Annotated in this window: 16 protein-coding genes and 1 tRNA gene; 11 read left to right on the top strand and 6 right to left on the bottom strand. The window is 61.8% G+C overall.

The genetic code is table 11. The features are described from left to right. Positions 1-35: 35 nt before the first annotated feature. On the top strand, positions 36-917 hold the full coding sequence (ppk2, locus tag J5J09_RS01675; protein WP_208547984.1) for a polyphosphate kinase 2: 882 nt from the start codon (positions 36-38) through the stop codon (positions 915-917). Positions 918-934: 17 nt separating this feature from the next. On the opposite strand, the gene J5J09_RS01670 is transcribed toward ppk2, so the two are convergent. After that, positions 935-2137 carry a hypothetical protein gene (locus tag J5J09_RS01670; RefSeq protein WP_208547983.1) on the bottom strand — a complete coding sequence of 401 codons (1203 nt, stop codon included), beginning with the start codon at positions 2135-2137 and terminating at the stop codon, positions 935-937. 231 nt (positions 2138-2368) lie between these two features. Between J5J09_RS01670 and J5J09_RS01665 the strand changes: the two genes are divergently transcribed. The 4 genes from J5J09_RS01665 to J5J09_RS01650 all read left to right on the top strand — a co-directional run bounded on the left by J5J09_RS01665 (position 2369) and on the right by J5J09_RS01650 (position 6140). Then, positions 2369-3328, top strand: a complete 960-nt coding sequence (locus J5J09_RS01665; protein WP_208547982.1) for a nitronate monooxygenase family protein — start codon at positions 2369-2371, stop codon at positions 3326-3328. A gap of 51 nt (positions 3329-3379) precedes the next feature. Beyond that, a complete protein-coding gene (locus J5J09_RS01660; protein WP_208547981.1) occupies positions 3380-4438 on the top strand; it encodes a DUF1176 domain-containing protein in 1059 nt (352 codons plus the stop codon). A 122-nt stretch (positions 4439-4560) separates the two neighbouring features. Next, positions 4561-4636, top strand: a tRNA-Thr gene (locus J5J09_RS01655). 292 nt (positions 4637-4928) lie between these two features. Then, positions 4929-6140: a calcium-binding protein gene (locus J5J09_RS01650; protein WP_208547980.1), complete on the top strand. Its 1212-nt coding sequence runs from the start codon at positions 4929-4931 to the stop codon at positions 6138-6140. Between the two features lie 37 nt (positions 6141-6177). Here the strand turns inward: J5J09_RS01650 and J5J09_RS01645 are convergent, their stop codons facing one another. Continuing rightward, complete coding sequence (locus J5J09_RS01645; RefSeq protein WP_208547979.1) at positions 6178-8460, bottom strand: FdhF/YdeP family oxidoreductase; 2283 nt, start codon at positions 8458-8460, stop codon at positions 6178-6180. 163 nt (positions 8461-8623) lie between these two features. Here J5J09_RS01645 and J5J09_RS01640 point away from each other — a divergent pair, with 163 nt between their 5' ends. Further along, the gene (locus J5J09_RS01640; protein ID WP_208547978.1) at positions 8624-10330 is read left to right on the top strand and encodes a glycoside hydrolase family 32 protein; all 1707 of its coding nucleotides are present in this window, start codon (positions 8624-8626) and stop codon (positions 10328-10330) included. A gap of 130 nt (positions 10331-10460) precedes the next feature. Further along, positions 10461-11939: a pyruvate kinase gene (locus J5J09_RS01635; RefSeq protein ID WP_208547977.1), complete on the top strand. Its 1479-nt coding sequence runs from the start codon at positions 10461-10463 to the stop codon at positions 11937-11939. A 41-nt stretch (positions 11940-11980) separates the two neighbouring features. Here the strand turns inward: J5J09_RS01635 and J5J09_RS01630 are convergent, their stop codons facing one another. Next, complete coding sequence (locus tag J5J09_RS01630; protein WP_208547976.1) at positions 11981-12418, bottom strand: peptidylprolyl isomerase; 438 nt, start codon at positions 12416-12418, stop codon at positions 11981-11983. A 129-nt stretch (positions 12419-12547) separates the two neighbouring features. Continuing rightward, complete coding sequence (locus tag J5J09_RS01625) at positions 12548-16057, bottom strand: PAS-domain containing protein (protein ID WP_208547975.1); 3510 nt, start codon at positions 16055-16057, stop codon at positions 12548-12550. Positions 16058-16261: 204 nt separating this feature from the next. On the opposite strand from J5J09_RS01625, the gene mscL reads away from it, so the two are divergent. The 3 genes from mscL (at position 16262) to galE (ending at position 19168) form a co-directional block, all read left to right on the top strand. After that, on the top strand, positions 16262-16684 hold the full coding sequence (mscL, locus tag J5J09_RS01620) for a large conductance mechanosensitive channel protein MscL (protein ID WP_208547974.1): 423 nt from the start codon (positions 16262-16264) through the stop codon (positions 16682-16684). A gap of 125 nt (positions 16685-16809) precedes the next feature. Beyond that, the gene (locus J5J09_RS01615) at positions 16810-17979 is read left to right on the top strand and encodes a pyridoxal phosphate-dependent aminotransferase (protein WP_208547973.1); all 1170 of its coding nucleotides are present in this window, start codon (positions 16810-16812) and stop codon (positions 17977-17979) included. A 154-nt stretch (positions 17980-18133) separates the two neighbouring features. Further along, positions 18134-19168, top strand: a complete 1035-nt coding sequence (gene galE / locus J5J09_RS01610) for a UDP-glucose 4-epimerase GalE (RefSeq protein ID WP_208547972.1) — start codon at positions 18134-18136, stop codon at positions 19166-19168. A gap of 6 nt (positions 19169-19174) precedes the next feature. On the opposite strand, the gene J5J09_RS01605 is transcribed toward galE, so the two are convergent. Next, on the bottom strand, positions 19175-19510 hold the full coding sequence (locus J5J09_RS01605; RefSeq protein WP_208547971.1) for a TIGR01244 family sulfur transferase: 336 nt from the start codon (positions 19508-19510) through the stop codon (positions 19175-19177). Between the two features lie 95 nt (positions 19511-19605). After that, entirely contained in the window at positions 19606-20475 is an 870-nt protein-coding gene (locus J5J09_RS01600) for a DUF6030 family protein (RefSeq protein WP_208547970.1), read from the bottom strand. 223 nt (positions 20476-20698) lie between these two features. Here J5J09_RS01600 and J5J09_RS01595 point away from each other — a divergent pair, with 223 nt between their 5' ends. Then, a complete protein-coding gene (locus tag J5J09_RS01595) occupies positions 20699-21403 on the top strand; it encodes a hypothetical protein (protein WP_208547969.1) in 705 nt (234 codons plus the stop codon). The last annotated feature ends 316 nt before the right edge of the window (positions 21404-21719 follow it).

The following is a 21719-nucleotide window of genomic DNA, read 5'->3' as shown; positions in this document are numbered from 1 at the left end:
GATCGGTAAGAGGCAGGAGAAGGAAAGGCTCAAACATGGCGCAGCAGACGGAGGACCGCTCGGTCGAACTGGAGATCCGCGGCAAGAAGCGGATCTTCAACATAGATGACCCGGTCCTGCCGGATTGGGTTGACGAGGAGGATATTGAATCCGGCGGTTACCCTTACAAGAAGAAGCTGGAAAAGGATGAATACGAGGAGGAGCTCGAACGCCTTCAGATCGAGCTCGTCAAGGTACAGTTCTGGCTGCAGGCGACCGGGAAGCGGGTGATGGCGCTGTTCGAAGGGCGCGACGCGGCCGGCAAGGGCGGTACGATCCATTCCATCCTCTCCTACATGAACCCGCGCGTTGCGCGTGTCGTTGCCCTCGGCAAGCCGACGGAGACGGAGCGCACGCAATGGTATTTCCAGCGTCATGTCTCGCATTTTCCAGCCGGCGGCGAGCTCGTGCTGTTCGACAGATCCTGGTACAATCGCGCCGGTGTCGAGCCGGTCATGGGGTTTTGTACAAAGGAACAGTATGAACAGTTCCTGATCCAGGTTCCGGATTTCGAGAAGCTCATCGTCGAGGAGGGTATCCATTTCTTCAAGTTCTGGCTGAACATCGGCCGGGAGATGCAGCTGAAGCGCTTCCATGACCGCCGCCACGACCCTCTGCGCTGCTGGAAGCTGTCGCCGATGGACATCGCAGCGCTGAACAAATGGGACGATTATACCGAAAAGCGCGACCGCATGATCAAGGAGACGCACACCAAACATGCGCCCTGGACGGTCGTCCGGCTGAACGACAAGCGTCGCGGTCGGTTAAACACCATCCGCCATATCCTGAAATCGCTCGACTACGACGGCAAGGACGAAAAGATGATCGGCGATCTCGACGACCGCATTATCGGCAGCGGCCCGGAGTTCCTGAAATAGCGCCGGGCGCCGGGTCCTCAGCGGCCCGGCAGGACCCGGACTTCATAGAGGTCAATGCCGCTGCCCGCGCCGCCAAGGCCGGGATTGACGACCAGTCGCCCGGGTGTATTCGGCGCGATGCCGAGGTCGAAGGTAACGCGGAACAGGATGTCGCCACGCTCGGGCGTGACGGTAAAGCGATGGCGCGCGCAGTCGCCCAGCCGATCGAAATCGCAGACCACAGACATCTGAACTGACTCGTCGCCGGCTGTCTTGACCGACAGCGCAATGGTCGAGGTCTTGCCCGCCATTTCCCTCAGCACGTCTACGGGGAAGGGGATCGCGATGCTGCCGGAATCCCCCGCTTCGTTGGCGACGAGGCGCGCCGCCTGATCCTCCCCCGTGCCGGTCGCCGAGACGCTGGCACCGGAGGATGGCTGGAGTCCGGCCACTTGCGAGGGTGCAAACACCTTGATCCAGTCGTCGGAGAAACCCTGCTGGGTGTCCGGCGCGCCAAGCGTCGGTTGCGGCTGACCGAGAAAATCCTCCTCCTCGGCCCGGGGCGGATTGTCCTGAACCGCGGGAGCCCGCTCCTGAGGCGTCAGCAGAAGCCCGGAGCTATAGATCCACCATGCGCCCATGCCGAGCGACGCGAGAATGACGACAAGGATGAACAGTCGGGAAAAGACGCCGGAACGCCGTTTGCGTTGACGGATCACCTTGTCCGGGCGAACGTCGAGCCCCGCTGTTCCGCTATGGCTCGCGGCATCGGCCTGCGAAGCGATGCGCGGCTCTTCACGTGGTCCGGTGACCGGCTGAGGCGCAGCCGAAATGTCGACGCGGTCGTTTCGCTCCGCTCTCAATCCGCCGAACGCGTCGTCCGGCACTTCCTCCCGCTGGCTATGCCTGTCCGGCGCGGCGACTACGGGCGAGGCATCGACATCGGGGACGGCACGCGGCTCGGGATCAGTCGCGTCGAAGGAGAAAGCGGCGGCGGCAATTTCGTCCACCGAGGGTTCGACGACCGACATACGGGCGCGCTCTTCCTGCTCGATCTCGTGGATCATCGCCTCGAGCCGGTGACGCTGATCCTCGACGACGTCGGGATCGGTGATGTTCTGCTTGCGCAGGCCGGTTTCGAGCGCATGGCGGGCCGACTGATAGATGCGCGCCCGCATTTCCGCGCTGGTGCGGTCGGATCGTTCGAGCGCGCTCCTGATAGCCGTTTCCAATCCGCTCAAGGGCGTTTTACTCCTGTTTCGCGATACGCGTACTGGTACCGGACCCCGCATGGTTAAGATTCGGTAGCGGCTGGATTGTGTCTTCGCAAGCCCAACTCATCGACGGAGAGGGGATAACCAGAGCTTTTGGCGGCCGGGCGGCTGGTTTGCCCGTCTCCGGTCTTTCGTTCGACGGCACGTTCTGCTATCAAAATTGACGTTGCCGTAAACGTAAGAATTCGGGAGGAATTCATGGCTCTGCCGTCCGTGCTGAAGGACAATCTGAGACTGCCCGTGGTGGCGTCGCCGCTCTTCATCATCTCCCACCCGGAGCTGACGCTGGCGCAGTGCAAGGCCGGCGTTGTCGGTGCCTTCCCGGCGCTGAACGCCCGCCCCGAAAGCCAGCTCGACGAGTGGCTCGCCATGATCACGGAAGATCTCGCGAACCATAATGCGAAGAATCCCGAGCGCCCGGCGGCACCGTTCGCGGTCAACCAGATCGTCCACACCTCCAACAAGCGCCTCGAGCACGATCTCATGATGTGCGTGAAGTACAAGGTGCCGATCGTCATTTCCTCGCTCGGCGCCGTGCCGGAGGTGAACGCCGCGATCCACTCCTATGGCGGCGTGGTGTTGCACGACGTCATCAACAACCGACATGCCAATTCGGCGATCCGCAAGGGTGCCGATGGCCTGATCGCGGTGGCGACAGGCGCGGGCGGTCATGCCGGCACGCTCTCGCCCTTCGCGCTGGTGCAGGAGATCCGCGAATGGTTCGACGGCCCGCTGCTGCTTGCGGGTGCCATCGCCACCGGCGGCGGCGTGCTCGCGGCCCAGGCAATGGGTGCCGACATGGCCTATATCGGCTCGCCCTTCATCGCCACCACGGAGGCGCGTGCCTCCGATGCCTACAAGCAGGCGATCGTCGAGGCAAAGGCTGGCGACATCGTCTACTCCAACTATTTCACCGGCATTCACGGCAATTACCTGAAGTCCTCGATCCTCGCCGCAGGCATGGACCCGGACAATCTGCCGGTCGCCGATCCCTCCAAGATGGATTTCGACAAGGCCGCCACCGGCGCCAAGGCCTGGAAGGATATCTGGGGCGCGGGGCAGGGGGTTGGCGCCGTCAAGGCGGTCGAACCGGTCGCGGCGCTGGTCGATCGGCTGGAGCGGGAATATATCGGCGCAAAAAAGGCCGTTTGCGGCTGACGGCGGGGCTGATAGCGTCCCCGCCGAAACGGATTTTCGCGGGGACATGCAATGCTATCACGATACACCCTCTCGCTCGCCGCTCTGCTGGCCAGCACCCTTCCGGCGCTGGCCGCGGACAGCGGCTACCGGGAGTTCAAGGCCTGGCAGGTGAGCTGTGGACAGACACTCTCCTGCGGCATGCGCCAGTATATCTCGGGCAGCGCCGTGTCCGGCTTCGAGCTCCGGCGTTCAGGCGCGCCGGAAGCGCCCGTGGTCCTGATCCTTTCGCCCGACGATAGCAACATCCTGGAAGGGGACGGCGAACTCGGCGTCACCATCGCGATCGATGACGGACAGACGGTTGCAATCTCGGGCGATGCCATTACCGCCAGTGTCGAAGCTGGCACACTGGAACTGTCGGGGGACTTCATCGCGAACGGACTGATTTCGGCCCTGAAGGATGGTACCACTGCGACCATTGCCATCACCCGCGGAGCTACGAGCGTTCAAGGCGATATGCCTCTGGCAGGCGCGGCTGCGAGCCTGCTGTTCATCGATGAGTATCAGAAGCGGGTCGGCCACGTCGATGCGATGAGCGCCAAGGGGGACAAGGCGCCGAACCCCGCCCCGCCGGTCAGTGACATCCGCCGCCTCTCCGACTTTCCGGAGGGGGTTCGGGCGCGCTTTGCCGCCGGTGGCGAATGCGGCGAGACGGAAGAAACCATGCTGGACGGCAACGCGCTCGCCCACAAGCTTTTCGACGAGCTGACCCTCTATGTCACGCCCTGCGGCATGGGCGGCGCCTACAATATGCCCTATGCCGTCTTCGTCGACTCCTACGGCACGGTCAGCACGCTCGCCTTCCCGATGATGCGCGACGGCGCACCAAGCGCCGCCACCGTCGCCTACAATCTCGCCTACGATTACGAGACCGGCCTGTTTTCCGCCTTCTTCAAGGGGCGCGGCATCGGCGACTGCGGCACCTACAGCGAATGGAAGCTCTCAGAGGGCGGGGTCGGGCCGCAATTGCTCCTCGTGACCGAAACCTTCCGTGACTGCCCGGAGGAGGTCGACGAGAACGAGGAGATCGATCCCGCCAATTGGCCCAAGGCCTGGCCGCTCAACTAGAACGGCGGCCGACGCGGCGGGCCGGGAATTTTTCCCCGGGCCGCCGAAAACCGGCTTGAAATCGCCGGGCAATCCCTGTATCAGCCCCTCACCATTCGCGGCGGCACGCCCGCTCCGCAAGGGCCGCTTTAGCTCAGTCGGTAGAGCACATCATTCGTAATGATGGGGTCACGTGTTCGAGTCACGTAAGCGGCACCATTTTTCGATATCCAATCGCCCATATTTCAGGTCGCGCTTTTCCGCCTCAAGCTGCCGCCCGGTCCGCCGGCCGGAATCTGCTGTCTTGCGCGGCCACCTCCGCCAGCATTGTTACGCCTCCGTTAATGACCGGGACGCCTTGCACGGCCGGTAATGTGATGTGTTGGACGAAAATTTCACTAATGTTGAAAAGCGAGTTTAAAGTTCCAACAAGTTGATTCTGGAATCATTTTGAGTCATTCTTTTTCGGCAAGCATAGTTTTTCTTTTCACTATTGGGGTTGGGGGATTTTATGACAACCATCACAGGCAACGTCAGTGTGACGCTTAACGGCGTGACGAACTTCAGTGTCGGGTCCGACGCCTACACCTGGTCGGGCGGCTGGTTGCTCTACGTGGATACATGGGTACGCGATGATCTCGGCCCCTTTTCTGCGAGCTACACACTGTCGGGTTCGAACTGGGATGTGGACCTTCTACGCTTTACCGGAAATGTTCGCGCGACCATAAATGACAGCGCTACCGGAACTGGTCGATCGATAGGAACGATGACATTGGGCGGGCTGGATGGTGCCGGCACGAATGTCGTGACCATGAGGAATACCTTCGTCGATTCGATCAAAGGCAGCGGCAACGTCGAGAAACTGACACTAGGCAATGCCGGCGCGGTCGTCGTCCGTGTCGAGGGTGGCAATGACGTCGTCCGCACCGGTGCTGGAGAGGTCGAATACCTGGATCTGGGCCGGGGCAACGACTCCCTCGTCACGGGTAGCGGTTACGTCGGTACGATTATCGGCAGTCGCGGGCGCGACAGTATCACCATCGGCAGCGGTGGAGCGGATACCGTGATCGGAGGCGGCGACGCGGACACGGTGACGCTCAGCCGCCTTTCCAACAAGAGCTCGGTTGTTTTTGTCGATGGATCGGAAGGTGTCTCGGACTCCTCGAACAAGGATTCCGACACGCTCGTCATGACGGCTTTCAACAAGAAGATCGATATCGATCTCAGCCAGAACGACTTCGTCGACACAGGTTATGGCCGATTCCTGTTCCGCAATTTCGAGAACATCTCGTCCGGCAGCGCCAGCGATGTGCTGAAGGGCAGCGGTGATGTCAACATCATCAAGGGCAATGGCGGCAACGACCACATCACCGGTCGCGGCGGAGCCGATGACCTTTACGGCGGGAGCGGAAAAGATGTTTTCATCTACAACTCGATCTCCGACTCCCGCAACACGAGCAGCGCACGAGATACGATTTTCGACTTCACCTCTTCCGACCGCATTGATCTGAGGGCAATCGATGCCAGTACCAAGTCGAGCGGCAACCAGGCCTTTCAGTTCATCGGCACGAAAAGCTTTTCGGGCAAGGCTGGCGAACTGCGCTACTTCAAGCAGTCTTCGGACACTTACATCCAGGCAGACGTCAATGGCGACCGCGTCGCAGATTTCGCTATCCACCTCGATGATGCTGTGACGATGCAGAAGGGCTACTTCCTGCTTTAACGGCGAAAGGAAGAGAGAGCTTGTGTGAGTTCTCTCTTCACCCCACCCCAATCCTCACCGGAACCGACTTTGCAGCCGGTGTCTTGCTCTGTTCGGCGAACTGCCAGAGTGGGATCAGCGGATTGCATTCGGGATAATACGCAGCCACGGTGCCCTGCGGGATGTCGTAGTCGATGACCTGGAAGCCGGTCATGCTGCGCTCGATGCCATCATCGACGGCGGTGGTGATGCGGGCGGTCCCGCCTTCGGCAATCCCCAGGCGAATGCGGTCGTCACGGTTCATCATCACGATCATTCGCGAATGGTGGATGCCGCGCAGACGGTCGGCATGGCCGTAGATCGTGGTGTTGAACTGGTCGTTCGAGCGCAGCGTTACGAGGCGCAGGACATCCGGGTCGGTGCCGTCGTCGAAGCTTGCCGAGAGCGCTTTCGGCAGCCTAAAGTTCGCCTTGCCGCTGTCGGTCTCCCATTTGCGCTGGCGCGCCGCGATCGGGCGGGCAAAGCCGCCGGGTTCGTCGAGGCGCAGGTTGAAGTCGCGGAAATCCTTCGGAAACGACGCTTCGATCGCGTCCCTGACAAGCGCGTAGTCGCCGACCCATGCATCCCACGGCACCTTTGGATTTGGTGCGAGCGTGGCCTTGGCGATTCCGGCGACGATCGCCGGCTCCGACAACAGGTGGTCGCTTGCCGGCCGGTGTTTGCCGCGGGAGGCGTGGATGCAGGTGGTTGAGTCCTCCATCGTCACGATCTGCGGTCCGGTCGCCTGCTGGTCGATCTCCGAGCGCACCAGCGTCGGCAGCAGGTAGGTCGTGCGGCCGGTGACGAGATGGCTGCGATTGAGCTTGGTGGCGATCTGGACCGACAGATCGAGCCCGCGCCAGGCAGGCTCCATGAGCGCCTGTTCCGGGATTGCGCGAACGAAATTGCCGCCTAGGCCGACGAAGGCGTTGATGCTGCCCTCGATGATCGCTTCGCAAGCCTCGACGGTATTCAAGCCATCCTCGCGCGGCGGTTCGAAGCCGAACTGTTGCGCAAGACGATCAAGTGGCACCAGACTCGTCTTTTCGGCGATCCCGACAGTGCGCTGGCCCTGAACGTTCGAGTGGCCGCGCACCGGACAGATGCCGGCGCCCGGCTTGCCGATCTGACCACGCATCAGGAGCAGGTTCACCAGCATCTGAACCGTGTCGACGCCGAGTTTGTGCTGCGTCAGCCCCATACCATAGATGGCGATGACCGAGGTGGCATCCGCATAGGTCCGGGCCGCCGCTTCCAAAGCCGCGCGGGGAAGCCCGCTTTCGATGACGATCTCGTCCCAACCGGTTTCCCGCACGCGATCCTCGAAAGCCTCGAACCCATGTGTGTGTTCGGAGATAAAGGCCGCGTCGAGAATGCGACGCCGGCCGGAACGCTTCGCTTCGTCATCGAAGGCGAAGAGCGCCTTGGCCATGCCCATCATCACGGCGATGTCGCCACCGGATCGCACCTGGTAATACTGCGTGGCGATCTGGGTCGGGCTGTTTGATAGCATCTGGCTGGGACGCTGCGGATTGACGAAAGCCTCCCAGCCACGCTCCCTGAGCGGATTGAAGACCACGATCGGCGCATCCCGCTCGCGGACCTCCTGCAGGCTGTGCAGCAGGCGAGGTGCATTCGTGCCGACATTCTGGCCGAAGGATAGAATGCAGTCCGTCTTTTTGAAATCCTCGAGCAGAACGGTGCCGACAGGCGTGCCGATGCTCTGCGGCAGGGCGACGGACGTCGTTTCGTGGCACATGTTCGAACTGTCAGGCAGGTTGTTGTTGCCATAGAGGCGAGCGAGAAGCTGGTACATGTAGGAGGTTTCGAGCGAGGCCCGGCCCGAGGCGTAGAAGATCACGCTTTTCGGATCGTAGGTTTTCAATTTGGCGCCGATATCCGCGAAGGCCTCACCCCACGAGACGGCAACATATTTGTCGGTGGCGGGATCGTGCCGCATGGGCTGTGTCAGCCGGCCCTCGTTTTCGAGGTCGTGATCGGTCCAGCCGAGAAGGTCCGTCACCGTATGGCGGGCGAAAAATTCCGTGGTCGTGCGTTTTGTCGTCAGGTCCCAGAAGGTCGCCTTCGCCCCGTTTTCGCAGAACTCCGCCGCATGGGGTTTGCCGGGCTTCGCCCAGGCGCAGCTTGTGCACATGTAGCCGCCGGTCTTATTGTGGTCCTTCAGAAGAGCCGGCGTGCTGTGGACCGCCTTCTGGCTTATCGCATTCTTCAGAAGCGATGTGACCGAGCCCCATCCACCTGTCGGTTGTTCGTAGGGCGTATAGGTGGCTCGATCCCGCATGGGTCCTCCCGTTTCGTGCTGCGCGTCAGTGGGCCTACTGTCGTAAACAAGCTCGACCGCGCGGGGTTCCAACGGGATCGCGTGCAATGCCCGAAAGACTTGCCGCTCGCCAAAAGCTACCTAGGTTGGTCTGGGGGACCGCAACGGCGAGACGGAGATGCCAATGACGAACGATCAGGACCGCGGCAGGTCGACGACCCGGGTGCTTCAGGCGGAACTGCCGGTCAACACCACCTTACACATCTGGTTGAAGGCCATGATACCCGGAGTGCCAGGAACGGTGTCGCTCGTCAGCGTCAAAGGCAAATTCGGGGATGTGCTGGCCAACAATACCGAGGAGTACGAGTTCCGCATTTACCACGTCTTTGGCGGCGGACATTTCGAGCTGCACTACGACATGGAGAAGACGGCTGTCTCCGTCATCTACTGGTTCACGCCGACCGATGTTCTGGAAACGGGGATAACCGTTCTGCACACCAATACCGGCAACGCGGCGCCGGTTTTGCCTGACAGCTATCATTTCCGCCCGCCGTTCGGCTGGATGAACGATCCGAACGGCTTCGGCCGCTTCGGCGGCCGGCCACACCTCTTTTATCAGCACTATTCGCATGGCCTGCAATGGAACACGATGCACTGGGGGCACGCCGTGTCGTCGGATTATCTGAGATGGCGCCACATGCCGATCTTCCTGTTTCCCTCCGAGACGCTCGGCGCCCGGCCGGACAAGCGCGGAGGCGCATTTTCCGGGTCGGCGATCCCGCTCCCCAATGCCCCCGGTATCCGCGTCTTCTTCACCGAGCAGGAAAAGGACCGCGACCCCGAAGAGCAAATCCAGATGACCGCCGTCTCCCCGGATCTCTTCAGCGCCGGACAGGCCGAGGTGCTTCTCGATCGTCGCCCGGAGGGTGAGGGGCTGACCCTCGATTTCCGCGACCCGTATGTCTTCCGTGGTCCCGATGGGCTCTGGAAAATGCTGCTCGGCAGCCAGAGCGAGGCCGGTGGCGTCATCCTCCTCTATGAGACCGAGGATCGCAGTGCAGCGACGGGATGGACGTATATCGGCAAGCTCCTGGTCGAAACCCGCCACCAGACGACGGCGATCGAATGCCCCTGCCTCTTGCCGCTGGACGGCAGCGCCACGGACCCGACGACCCAGTGGGCGCTTCTCTACGGGCTGATGAACAGCACCGACAAGAAGACGGGGCGAAAGAACCTGACCATGGCGGAGGTGGGCTGGTTCGACGGCCGGACGTTCGTGAAGGAATTCGAGCAGGAGCTCGACTTCGGCACCGACAACTATGCGTTCCAGGCGTTCAAGGATGGCGACCAGTCAATCGGCATCGGCTGGCTCGCGAACTGGGCCGACACTGGCCCAAATATCGATTTTCCGACTGCCATGACCTTGCCGCGTGCCCTGGTGCTCTCCGATGGTGCACTGCTCACGCCGCCGATTGCCGCGACCGAAAGTCTGAGGCATCACGTCATAGACCGGACAAGGCTGATGCGCGGCGAGACGGTGAACTTCGCCGGCGGCGCGGTCGAAATCAAATTCGAGCTCCGCGAGGCCGGCCTGCCGTTCCGCCTCGATTTCGACCATCCCGACGTTACCCTTGCGGTGGAGCTCGATGCGGACGGATTGATTATTCTCCACGAAAACCATGGCGCCGCTGGCCCCCGCTACATTGCCGCCGGTGCCCGGCCACGTTTGTTCCGAATCTTCCTGGATTATGGCTCGCTGGAGGTCTTTGCCGACGACGGTCGCTGGGCCGGTACCAAGCGCATCGCGGGGTTCAACCCGGTTCGCTCGGCCCGGCTTTCTGCCATGCCCGATAGCGTCGTCAATGCCGCCGTCTGGGGCCTGAGGCCCTGACCTGGCTGTCACACAGGCTTGTTTGTTCCCCGCTAGGCTGAAACCGACATGTTTCGCGCCGCGCTCTTTCGTCCTCTCGCCAGTGTCGGCGAGACGGCGCAGGATCGGGCGCCGGTGGAGCAAGCAAGGCATGAATCAGCAAGCAAATCACGATGCCGCCATGGAAGCCTCGGTCCTGCTGGACGAGGTTTTGGCATTGCGGGCGAAGGTGATGGCGGAAGTCGCCGGGTCGGAAGCTTCAGACCGTGGCGGAGACGATGCGTCCGTCGAGAACCTTCGCCATTACCTGGCGCTACGCCATCACGATATTCGCGACCTGCAGCGGCGTTTGATGCCGCTCGGACTATCCTCGCTTGGTCGTCTTGAAAGCCGCGTCCTGCCGACACTCGACGCTGTGGCCTCGACGCTTGCCGCCGTGGCTCGACGCGACGATACGAGCGGCTGGCCCGCGAAGAGCGAATTCTTCGGCGGCGAGATGCGGCTGAACGAGATGGCGTCCAGGCTCTTGGGTGAGGCACGGGCCAACCGCCGGACGCGGATCATGGTGACATTGCCGGGTGACGCGGCTGAACGGCCCGAGTTTTTGCTCGACCTCGCCCGTCGTGGCATGGACGTGGCGCGCATCAACTGCGCCCATGACGAGCCGGAGGCCTGGCGGACCATGGCGCTGCACGTGCGCGCTGCCGGACGGGCCGTTGGCCGCGACATCAAGGTGTTGATGGACATTGCCGGACCGAAGATCCGCACCTCGGCCGTCACGGCCCCGGACAAGAAGGCGCGCCTGCAGGCTGGCGATCGGCTGCGGCTGGTCGCGACCGGCCTGCCGCGCCCGTGCGCTGATGTCACCTTTTCGGCAGGTGTATCGCTGCCGGAACTGGTGACCCGCCTCTCTGTCGGTGACCGGGTGCGCTACGATGACGGGAAGCTTGAAGGCGTGGTCGAGGATGTCTCGGATGGCGAGGCGGTGATCCGCGTCGTCAAGACCAAGGCGGGCGGCGCAAAACTGAAACCGGAGAAAGGGCTGAACCTCCCCGACACCGCGCTCGGTCTCTCACCGCTGACCACGAAGGACGAAGCCGATCTCGCCACCGTCATCGAATGCGCTGACATGCTCGGCTATTCCTTCGTGTCGCGACCTGACGATATCGATCTTCTGGAAGACATTCTCGATCGCTTGGGCGCCGACCATCAAAGGCTCGGCCTGATCGCCAAGATCGAGCAGCCGGACGCAGTGAAGAACCTGCCGGCATTGATCGCCCGCGCTCGCCAGAGGGGACCGTTCGGCGTGATGATCGCGCGTGGCGATCTGGCTGCCGAGATCGGTTTCGAGCGGCTGGCCGAGATGCAGGAGGAAATTCTCTGGCTCTGCGAGGCGGCCTCCGTTCCTGTCGTCTGGGCGACGCAGGTACTTGAGGACCTGGTGAAGGAAGGCATACCGAGCCGGGCCGAGATGACCGATGCCGCCATGGCCGCGCGGGCCGAATGCGTGATGCTGAACAAGGGGCCACTGGTGACGGAAGCCGTCAGCGTTCTCGACACTTTGCTCGGTCGTATGGAGAATCACATTCTCAAGAAGACACCGCAACTGCGCGCGCTGACCTCCTGGTAGGGAACCGTTCCCGGCGTTTGCCGCCGGAAACGGCGAAGCAGTCAGGCGGCCTTGACGATATCGACCAGTTCGACATCGAAGACGAGATCCTGGCCGGCCAGTGGATGATTGCCGTCGAGCGTCACCGCTTCCGACGAAACGTCCGTTACGACGACGACCACCGGAACGCCCTGCGGCGTCTGGGCCTGGAGCTGGAGGCCGCGTTCGAGCGGGATTTCAGCGGGGATGGCCGACCGTGGCACCTGCTGAACCTTCTGCGGATCGTGGGTGCCATACGCTTCGGCGGCCGGGACCACCACGCGCTGCTTTTCGCCGAGCGCCATGCCGTCGATGCCGCGCTCGAGGCCGGGGATGATCTGGCCGGAGCCCAGCTGGAACTGGAGCGGTTCGCCGCCGACCGACGTGTCGAACTGGGTGCCATCGGTCAGGGTACCGATATAGTGGATGCGGACGGTGTCACCCGTCTGGGCCTGTGTCATGGTCTTGTTCCTGTGATTGGAGTGCGACGGCCGGCGCCGAATGGGTCGCGCCGACAATGGTTCATTGCACCGCTCGCGGCACAAGCACCCCCAATGTAGGTCAACAGGCCGGGAAATGAAACCTTTGGCCTATTCCGCGGCGCTGCGTTTCATGCCGGACGCCTGGGTCAGGTAGGCGCGCAAGGCTGCCGGGCGGACCGGCTTGTGCTGCAGTCCGATGCCGTGGCGCTCCGCCTCCATCCTCACTTCCTGGGTGCGGTCGGCGGTGATCAGCAAAGCCGGAACCGCGAAATCATATGTCGACCGCAGCGTCAGGATCGCGCCGATCCCGCTTCCGTCACCCAGATGATAGTCGGCGATGATCAGGTCGGGCGGTGACGGGTTTCGTGCGAGATAGTCGTCGAGTTCCGCAACCGATCCGGCGCAATCCACAGTACAACCCCATCCGGAGATCAACAGCGCCATGCCTTCAAGGATTTTCGGTTCGTTGTCGATGCAAAGGATCCGGAAACCGGAAAGCGACGGTGAACTACGATCGACAGATGCCTTTTCCGGGCCGGATGCCGCCCGGGGCAGCGCCACGTCAAGTGGCATGTGAACCTTGAATGTTGTGCCTCGTCCGGGTGTCGACGACAATTTCACAGGGTGGTTCAGCACGCGTCCGATACGGTCGACGATGGAAAGCCCGAGGCCGAGACCAGAGGCGGTTTTCATGCCTTCGTCGAGGCGGGCGAATTCCTTGAACACTGTGCGGAATTTCGACGGCGGAATGCCGATCCCCGAATCCGAAACCTGGATGACCGCTTCCTTGCCCTGGCGTCGCGCCCCGATGATGACCCGTCCGGACGGGGTGTACTTGATGGCATTGGAGACCAGGTTCTGCACCAGCCGTCGCAGCAGGTTCGGATCGGACCGCACGGTCAGCGTGGTCGGCATGACCACGAGCTTAAGGTTCTTTTCCCGCGCCATCGGGGCGAAGTCGGTCTCGATCCTCTCGAGCAGGCTTTGCAAGGGGACCGACGTCGTGCGTGCCTTCATCGCCCCGGTATCGAGTCGGGAGATGTCGAGGACAGCGCCGAGGATGTTCTCCACCGACTCGAGCGCGGAATCGATGTTGCGCACCAGCGCACTGTTCTCGGACTCGCCCATCCGCTCGACCAGTGAGGATGAATAGAGGCGGGCGGCGTTGAGCGGCTGCAGGATGTCATGACCGGCCGCCGCAAAGAACCGCGTCTTGCCGATATTGGCTTCGTCGGCGGCTGCGCGTGCTTCCGCGAGTTCGCGGTTGACCCGGGTGAGTTCCGCGGTGCGTTCGCCGACCCTTTGCTCCAGCGTTTCGTTGGACTGCTTCAGCGCCTGGTCGGCGGCCATCTGGCTGGTGATGTCGGTGAAGGTCGCCACGACGCCCTTGTCGGGCATGGCGTTGCAGCGGACTTCGATGATGCGCTTGCCGTGCCGCATGCCGAGGCGGAAAGGATTGTCCAGCCGTTGGAAGTCACGGATGACCTGCGCCTGCTCATCGGGCGCGATGTCGCCGCGGCTCGACAGGATGCCGACGATCTCCGTCAGCGGAAATCCGACCTGCCCGACATGTTCGGGAAGATCGAGGAGTTCGCGGAACCGGCGGTTCCAGATGGTCAGGCAGTTGTTGCTGTCGAACACGGCAATCCCCTGGTCCATCTGGGAAAGCGCGGTGTGCAGCATGTCCTGGTTATATTGTAGCGCCTCGCTCGCCTGGTCGAGCAGCCAGGCGGTGTCGGCGGAGGTGTCCTCGGCCTTTTGCAGGATGAGCGACAGTACCAGCCGCGCGGAAGACGAACCGATGGCGCTGCCGAGCAATTGCTCGGAAAAGTGGATGAAGGCCATGTCGGCCGGATCCTCGTCCGAAAGACGCCGGCCCGTCGCCTGCTCGTAGCTCCGGAACGACCGTCGCATCCGCTCCTCGCCGAGGTAGCGGGCGATGGCGGATTTCAGGTCGCCGACGCTGACGCTGGTCTTCCAGCCGCGAGTCGCGAACTGCGAGCGGGCATGGCGCTTGACGAAAATTCCGGCCTGGATGCGCTCGACGGGACGCGGGTTGCGGCTGAGCGAGCCGAGCACGAAGGCGAGGCTGTTGAGGAGCAGGCTGAGGAGGGTGGCATTGACCAGCGGATCGGCATGTGGGCCGTCGAACAGGCCGGTGCCGGGCAGCAGGAAGGAGAGCACGACCGAAGTGAGCTCGGCATTGTCGTCTCCCCCGAAGCTTGGAAGAAACAGCAGGTAGGCCCATACGACCAAACCCGTGGAAAGCCCGGCAATGGCGCCCCGCGCATTGGCCCTGCGCCACAAGAGCCCGCCGAACAGCGAGGGTGCGATCTGCGCGATCGCCGTGAAGGACAGGAGGCCGATGGAGGCCAGGCCCGAAGTGCTGTCGGCGGTGCGGTAATAGGCATAGCCGAGCAGCAGCACGATGAAGATCGCCGTCCGGCGGATCTGCAGCAGCGCGCCGGCGAAGTCCGAACGGTCGCCCGACCTCGCCACGAGCTTGCGGCGAAGAAAGATCGGCAGCACGATATCGTTCGAGATCATGATGGCGAGCGCCACGGAGGCGACGATCACCATCGCGGTGGCTGCGGAAAAGCCACCGAGGAAGGTGAACAGCGTCACGAACGGCATCTCGTGATACAACGGGAGCGATAAGACGTAGAGATCGGCGTCCCCCCCGCCACCAAAGGTCAGAAGTCCGGCGATCGCTGCGGGAAGCACGAAGATGTTGATGGCGATAAGGTAAAGCGGGAAGAGAACGCGGGCGAAACTGAGTTCGCGGCTGGTGCGGTTCTCGACGACGGTGACGTGAAACTGCCTTGGCAGCATCACGATCGCGAAGGCGGAAAGCGCGATCAGCAGAACCCAGCGAATCCCGGGCGTCTCGTAGGACAGCGCATCCATCACCATCGACGAGGACTGCGCGGCCTCCCAAAGTGCCGTCGGTCCGTCGTAAAGAACGAAGATGACGACGAAGCCGAGCATCCAGAAGGCCACGAGCTTCACCACCGACTCCATCGCGATCGCGAGGATCAGCCCATCCTGATGCTCCGTCGCGTCGGTATGGCGCGTGCCAAAGATCACCGCGAAGCAGGCAAGCGAAAGTGCCACGATCAAAGACAGGTCGAGGAAATACAGATTGCCGATGCCGATGCCGTAGTCCGACGGATCGATCATGGCGGCCACCGAGGATGACACGGCCTTCAACTGAAGGGCGATGTAGGGAATCGTCCCCACCAGGCAGATGAGCGTGACCAGCATCCCGACCAGCGGGTTCTTGCCATAACGGGCAGCGACGAAATCGGCCCCCGACGTCAGCTTTTCAGCCTTGGCGAGTTCGATGATGCGTCGGAGTATAGGCATGCCGATGGTGAAGACGAGGATGGGGCCGATATAGATCGCCGTGAATTCGAGACCACGGCTGGCGGCAAGCCCGACGCCGCCGAAATAGGTCCAGGAGGTGCAATAGACGGCGAGGCTAAGGGCATAGACCATAGGTCGTCCCTTCGGCGGGACGCCAAGCCGCCGGCTGCGGCGATCGCCGTAGCTCGCCACCGCGAACAGCAGCAGCAGATACGCGATCGCGGATGAGAAGATCACCCACCCCGGAAGCACGTTCCCTCCTTCGGCACTGCCCTCCAAAACTCCCTCCCGAACACTAGGTCAAACGCCTGCATTTTGAAATTGCACTGGCCTTCATCTTAAGTCGAAGGCGGGCTGCATTTTTCCGGTTCCCGCATGTTTAAACTTCGCTTAAGCATGTTAGAAAGTGCCGACGGTACCCAAGCGGTCCCGGCCAGGATAAGGGGAGAGAGCCAGATGCTCAACGAGTTCAAGACATTCATCGCCCGCGGCAACGTCATGGATCTGGCCGTCGGTGTCATCATCGGCGCCGCCTTCAGCAAGATCGTCGACTCTCTCGTCAACGACATCGTCATGCCGATCGTCGGCGTCATCTTCGGCGGCTTCGATTTCTCCAACTATTTCCTGCCGCTCAGCAGCAATGTCACCGCGCAGTCGCTGGATGCGGCCCGTGAGCAGGGCGCCGTCTTCGCATATGGCAGCTTCATCACGGTTGCGATTAACTTCCTGATTCTTGCCTGGATCATTTTCCTGATGGTCAAGGGCGTCAATGCGCTCCGGGCCTCGCTGGAAGAGGAAAAGACGCCATCACCCGCAGCACCTCCGCCGGCCGACATCCAGTTGCTGGGTGAAATCCGCGACCTGTTGAAGGCGCGCTGACGCGAACCGGTCGAGGCGGCCCTCGAGTGCCGTCCCATCACCGGAATCGATTTTATCTCCACGCTTTCTCATGAGATTTTTCAGTCTTCGTCGGCTATGACGGCGGAAACAGGAGATTTCTCGCCGTGTCCCTTCTCGAAAGCCTGAGCCCCCGCGCCCTTGCCGCTCCGGAGAGCGGTATCGTCGAAATCATCAACTACGCGCGCGGTCGCGATGGCCTGCTGCCTTTATGGGCCGGAGAAGGCGATCTTCCGACGCCGGATTTCATCAACCGCGCAGCCGCCGATGCGCTGCTCGCCGGCGAGACTTTCTACACCTGGCAGCGCGGCATCCCGGAATTGCTCGCGGCGCTGTCGCGTTACTACGAACGTCATTTCTCGATCACCCTGCCGGCGGAGCACTTTTATGTCACGGGGTCCGGCATGCAGGCGATCGCACTTGCCGTCCAGGCGCTGACGTCGCCTGGCGACGAGATGATCTATCTGTCGCCAACCTGGCCGAATATCGTCTCGGCGATCGAGCTTGCGGGTGCCAAGGCGAGCGCTTTGCCGCTCGATTTCAGGGACGGCGGCTGGCGCCTCGATCTCGACCGGCTTGAGTCCATGATCACACCGAAGACACGTGCTCTCTTCATCAACTCGCCGTCGAACCCGACGGGATGGACGGCAAGCCGCGACGATCTGAAGGCAATCCTCGCCATCGCCCGCCGGCATGACCTCTGGATTCTCGCCGACGAAATCTACGCACTCTACTATTTCGGTGACGCGCAGCGTGCGCCATCCTTCCTCGATATTATGGAGGAGGGCGACAAGGTCATCTTCTCCAATTCCTTTTCCAAGAACTGGTCGATGACCGGCTGGCGTGTCGGCTGGATCGTCGCGCCGCCGGAAATCGGCCAGGTGCTGGAAAACCTGATCCAGTATTCGACCTCCGGCGTCGCCCAGTTCATGCAGCGCGGCGCCGTGGTCGCGCTCGACGAAGGGGATCGCTTTGTCTCGGAAAATATCGAGAGGGCGCGGCAGGGTCGCGACATCCTCTGCGAGGCCCTGATCGCTACCAACCGGGTCGAGACACTGAAACCGGACGGTGCTCTCTACGCCTTCCTGAAGATCGACGGCATCACCGACAGCCGCCAGGCCGCACTCGATATCGTCGATCGAACGGGTGTGGGAATGGCGCCGGGTAGCGCCTTCGGGCCCGGTGGCGGAACGTTCCTGCGCGCCTGTTTTCTCAGGGACCCCAGGCAGATGCAGGATGCGGCGGAACGTCTGAGGAAATATGTTTTGTCGCTTTAGCCCATCGATAAAATTCTACGCTTTTCCGAAACGGACGGGAAAGTATAAATTATGATTTACGGCGCAATTACGCCTGATTTTGCTGTCGCGTAAGTAATAGTCAGCGTCGTTGTGGTTGAGTGCTCCCAATGGTTCAGCGTTTGGGAGAAGCGGCATGGCGATTTTGGTAACAGGCGGCGCCGGTTACATTGGCAGTCACATGGTGTGGGCGCTCCTCGACCAAGGTCACGAGGTCGTTGTGCTTGACCGTTTGTCGACGGGATTTCGCTGGGCCGTCGCTCCCGAGGCGCGATTCTACCTTGGTGACGTCGGCAACGCCGAAGTCCTGAAGCAGGTTTTCACAGAAAACCGGATCGATTCGATCATTCACTTCGCGGGATCCATCGTTGTGCCGGACTCCGTTCGCGACCCGCTGAGCTATTATGAAAACAATACCGGCAATACGCGCGTCCTCCTGTCGGCGGCGGTCGAGGCGGGCGTCGGAAAGTTCATCTTCTCCTCCACCGCGGCAGTCTACGGAACGCCGGTCAGCAATGCGCCCGTCCGGGAGACCGACCTGCCACGCCCGGAAAATCCGTATGGGGCGTCCAAGCTCATGAGCGAGCTTATGCTGCAGGATACCGCGCGCGCTCATGATTTTCGTTTCGTCGCGCTCCGCTATTTCAACGTCGCGGGTGCTGACCTGAAGGGCAGGGTCGGCCAGGCCACGCGCAATGCCACTCACCTGATCAAGGTCGCCTGCGAAACCGCGCTCGGCGAGCGTCGGGCCGTTCATGTCTTTGGCGGCGATTACCCAACGCCGGACGGCACCGGTGTCCGCGACTATATCCATGTGGCGGATCTGGTATCGGCGCATATCGATGCGCTGAGCCATCTGGACAGGGGTGGCGAATCCCTGATCGCCAATTGCGGCTATGGTCGCGGCTATTCGGTCCTCGACGTGCTGCGCGCGGTCGAAAGGGTATCCGGCGCGAGCCTGAAGGTGGTGCACGAGCAGCGCCGGCCAGGGGACGCGGCCTCCGTCGTCGCGGATCCGACGCTGGCACGCCAGCGCCTCGGATGGCGCCCACGCCACGACGACCTCGACGGGATCATCCGGACATCGCTGGATTGGGAACGGCGCATGCGGCGCGAGGAATTCCAGGATATCGAGGCACTCAAGCGCAAGCTGGCAGCACTCGCCTCCTGACCGGCATCAGCCGATCTGCTGTGCCATCTGGTAAAGCCCGGCGCTGCGCGCGCCCGACGCGCAGAATGCGAGGATCGGCCCCTGGGTCTGTTTCAGAAGCGCCTTCAGCTTGGCCGCCTGTTCCATTGGAACGGAGCTTCCTCCGACGGGAAGATAGTGCGCGCTCAAGCCGCTTGCGGCCGCCGCCTCGGAAACCAGCTCGAATTTGGGCTGACCCCATCCCTCGCCATCCGGCCGCATGCAAATGATTGTGGTGTACCCGGCCGCGGCAATCGCCGGCAGGTCGTCCGGCTTGATCTGTCCGGTGACGTGATAGGTCGGTGTGATTTCCCTGATATGCAACGATAAGGCTCCCTGCAACTGCGCGTAAGGCCATGCGATCGAGTCCGCACGGCTGCAAATACATATATTAAATTATATATGTTTGTGCAAGGAGGTCAGCTGGCGGTGGCTCTGGGCAGACGCATCATCTGCCCCGACAGCGAGGGTACGGGCAGCCAGTTGCTCCGGTCGAAATACTCCCGCGCTCTCTTCACCAATGGGTCCTTGTTGATTGGCAGGATGATGAGATTGTAGCGGTCTTCGCCCGTGAATTCCTTGGTGAACTTGTAGGACATTCCAAAGCGGATCGTGGTGTAGTCGGAGAGTTTTCGCGTGCTGTCGAGAAGCTGGGCGAGATCGCTCCACCCGGTCTCGTGGATAAGAGTCGAGACGGCGTTCACCAGCTTGTCATGGGAAGCCCTCCCGGCGTCGGTGTCGGGTGCGATGAGCTTCATGCGGATGGAGTTGATTTCGCCGTCGGGCTGCCCTTTGGCGATGAAGAAGAACGAGGCGGTCGGCTCATCCCCTCCGATTGGTCTCACGAGATCTTCGGACAGGCATTCGAAGGTAGACCGGTCGACCTGGCTGGCCTTCCAGCCTTCATTGTTGATACCGGAGGAATCGAAGGCAGCGCAGAAGGCTGGACCGAGGTCGCGCATTTCACGAACGAACACGCCGACCACGCCGATATCTGGCTCCCGGATGAAGTGATCGGGAAGGATCACCGTTGGAGAGAGGTTTCTTTGGCTCTTCAATGGCTGCGGTGGACGGGGCGCCTCGTGCAGAGCAGCGAGGTAATGGTCGACGCCGAGCCAGCGGGTCATCGCCTTCAGGTTCTGCCGTTCGTTGGCCAGCAACACCACCAGGCCGATACAGGCTGCGATCGACAGGAAGACGACAACGAAAACGCCGCCGCCACCGAACCGGGGCGGACGCGGCGGCTGGTCCTGCCATTTCTGGCCGGGTTGTGGACTGTCGCTAGGCATTGGCCCCCTTTTGAACAATGCTTTCGTCAGACTTATGGCAGCAACCAATGAACGCAACCTAACTCATTCCGAATTCCGGTGCGCCTCGTGAAATACCGGGGGGGCGGCTCGGCCACTTTTGGGCCGACTGCCGATCCGCTGTTGACCCGCTTTTCCCGAACTCCATAGGACAAGACCATGAAGAGATGATGCAGAAGAGGGTGATTGGATGATTGGAGCGGGCTTGAAATCGCTGTCATACGTCGTTGCGGGGGTCGCGCTGTTGTTGAGCGTGGAGGCAGGCGCTGCCGAAGACATCTGGTCCATGACGACACCGGAGGGTACATGCCGCATCTCGTTCCAGGACGATCCGGTCGCTGACGGAATCCAGTCGATCCTGCAGCACGATTACGCCTGCCCGGAGATGCTGCGCAACGTCTCCGGCTACTCGATGAACAATGGTGACGGCACGATCATCCTGTACACCACGTTTACCGGCCTCGAAATGGTCGGGAGGGCGGACAAGGAAAAGGATGGTCTTTATGTTGGCATGATCGGCGACGGGACGGAGCTTACGATCTCCTTCGGCGAGACGCCGGACCTGCCGACAAAGCCGCAAAAACCACAGAAGCCGAAGAAGCCGTCCGGATCATCGGCTTGTCTTCGTTATCCCGACGGCGGTTGTGCACAGCCGAACGATGTCGGCTCGCCCGATGTCGCTCTCGGCATCAACTCGATTCAGGCGTTGACGCGGCTCAACATTAGAGGATTGCCGGGGATGGACGGTGCCGTGATCGGTAGGCTGGAAAAGGACCAGTGTGTGACTGTCCTAGGCTGTGTCGAAAAGGGCGGCAACGTTATATGGTGTGAGGTCGACTTGCCAACGTTCCACGGCTGGACGTTGAAGCAGGACGCCGGCAAGGTGTATTCCCGCAACGGCTGCGGCTGAGCCGCTGGTTTTTCCAGAGTTCAAAGGCTAATCCTTCAGGCGGCTTTTTGGCGGCACCGGACCTTTGTTCGTATCGAGGGTAGCGGTGCCGTTGATTGTGGCTGGCACCGCCACCTGGGACATCGGCGTTTCCCCAAGCGGCAATTTTGTCTTTTCCGCCGGTTCGGTCTCATTCTTTGATCCCGGTATTGCGTTCTTGTTGCCCTTCGCATTCCGGCCGCTCGACATGCTGCCCTCCTTTTTGGGTGACGGGTCGGGATGCAACGATGACGCCACGCGAAGGTTCCAGATAGACACGTGTCCGTCCACGCTTTGT

The organism is Ciceribacter sp. L1K22, assembly GCF_017599385.1.
Taxonomy (GTDB): Bacteria; Pseudomonadota; Alphaproteobacteria; order Rhizobiales; family Rhizobiaceae; genus Allorhizobium.
The sequence above is the reverse complement of the archived record's forward strand: the minus strand, read 5'-3'. Positions and strand labels throughout refer to the sequence as shown.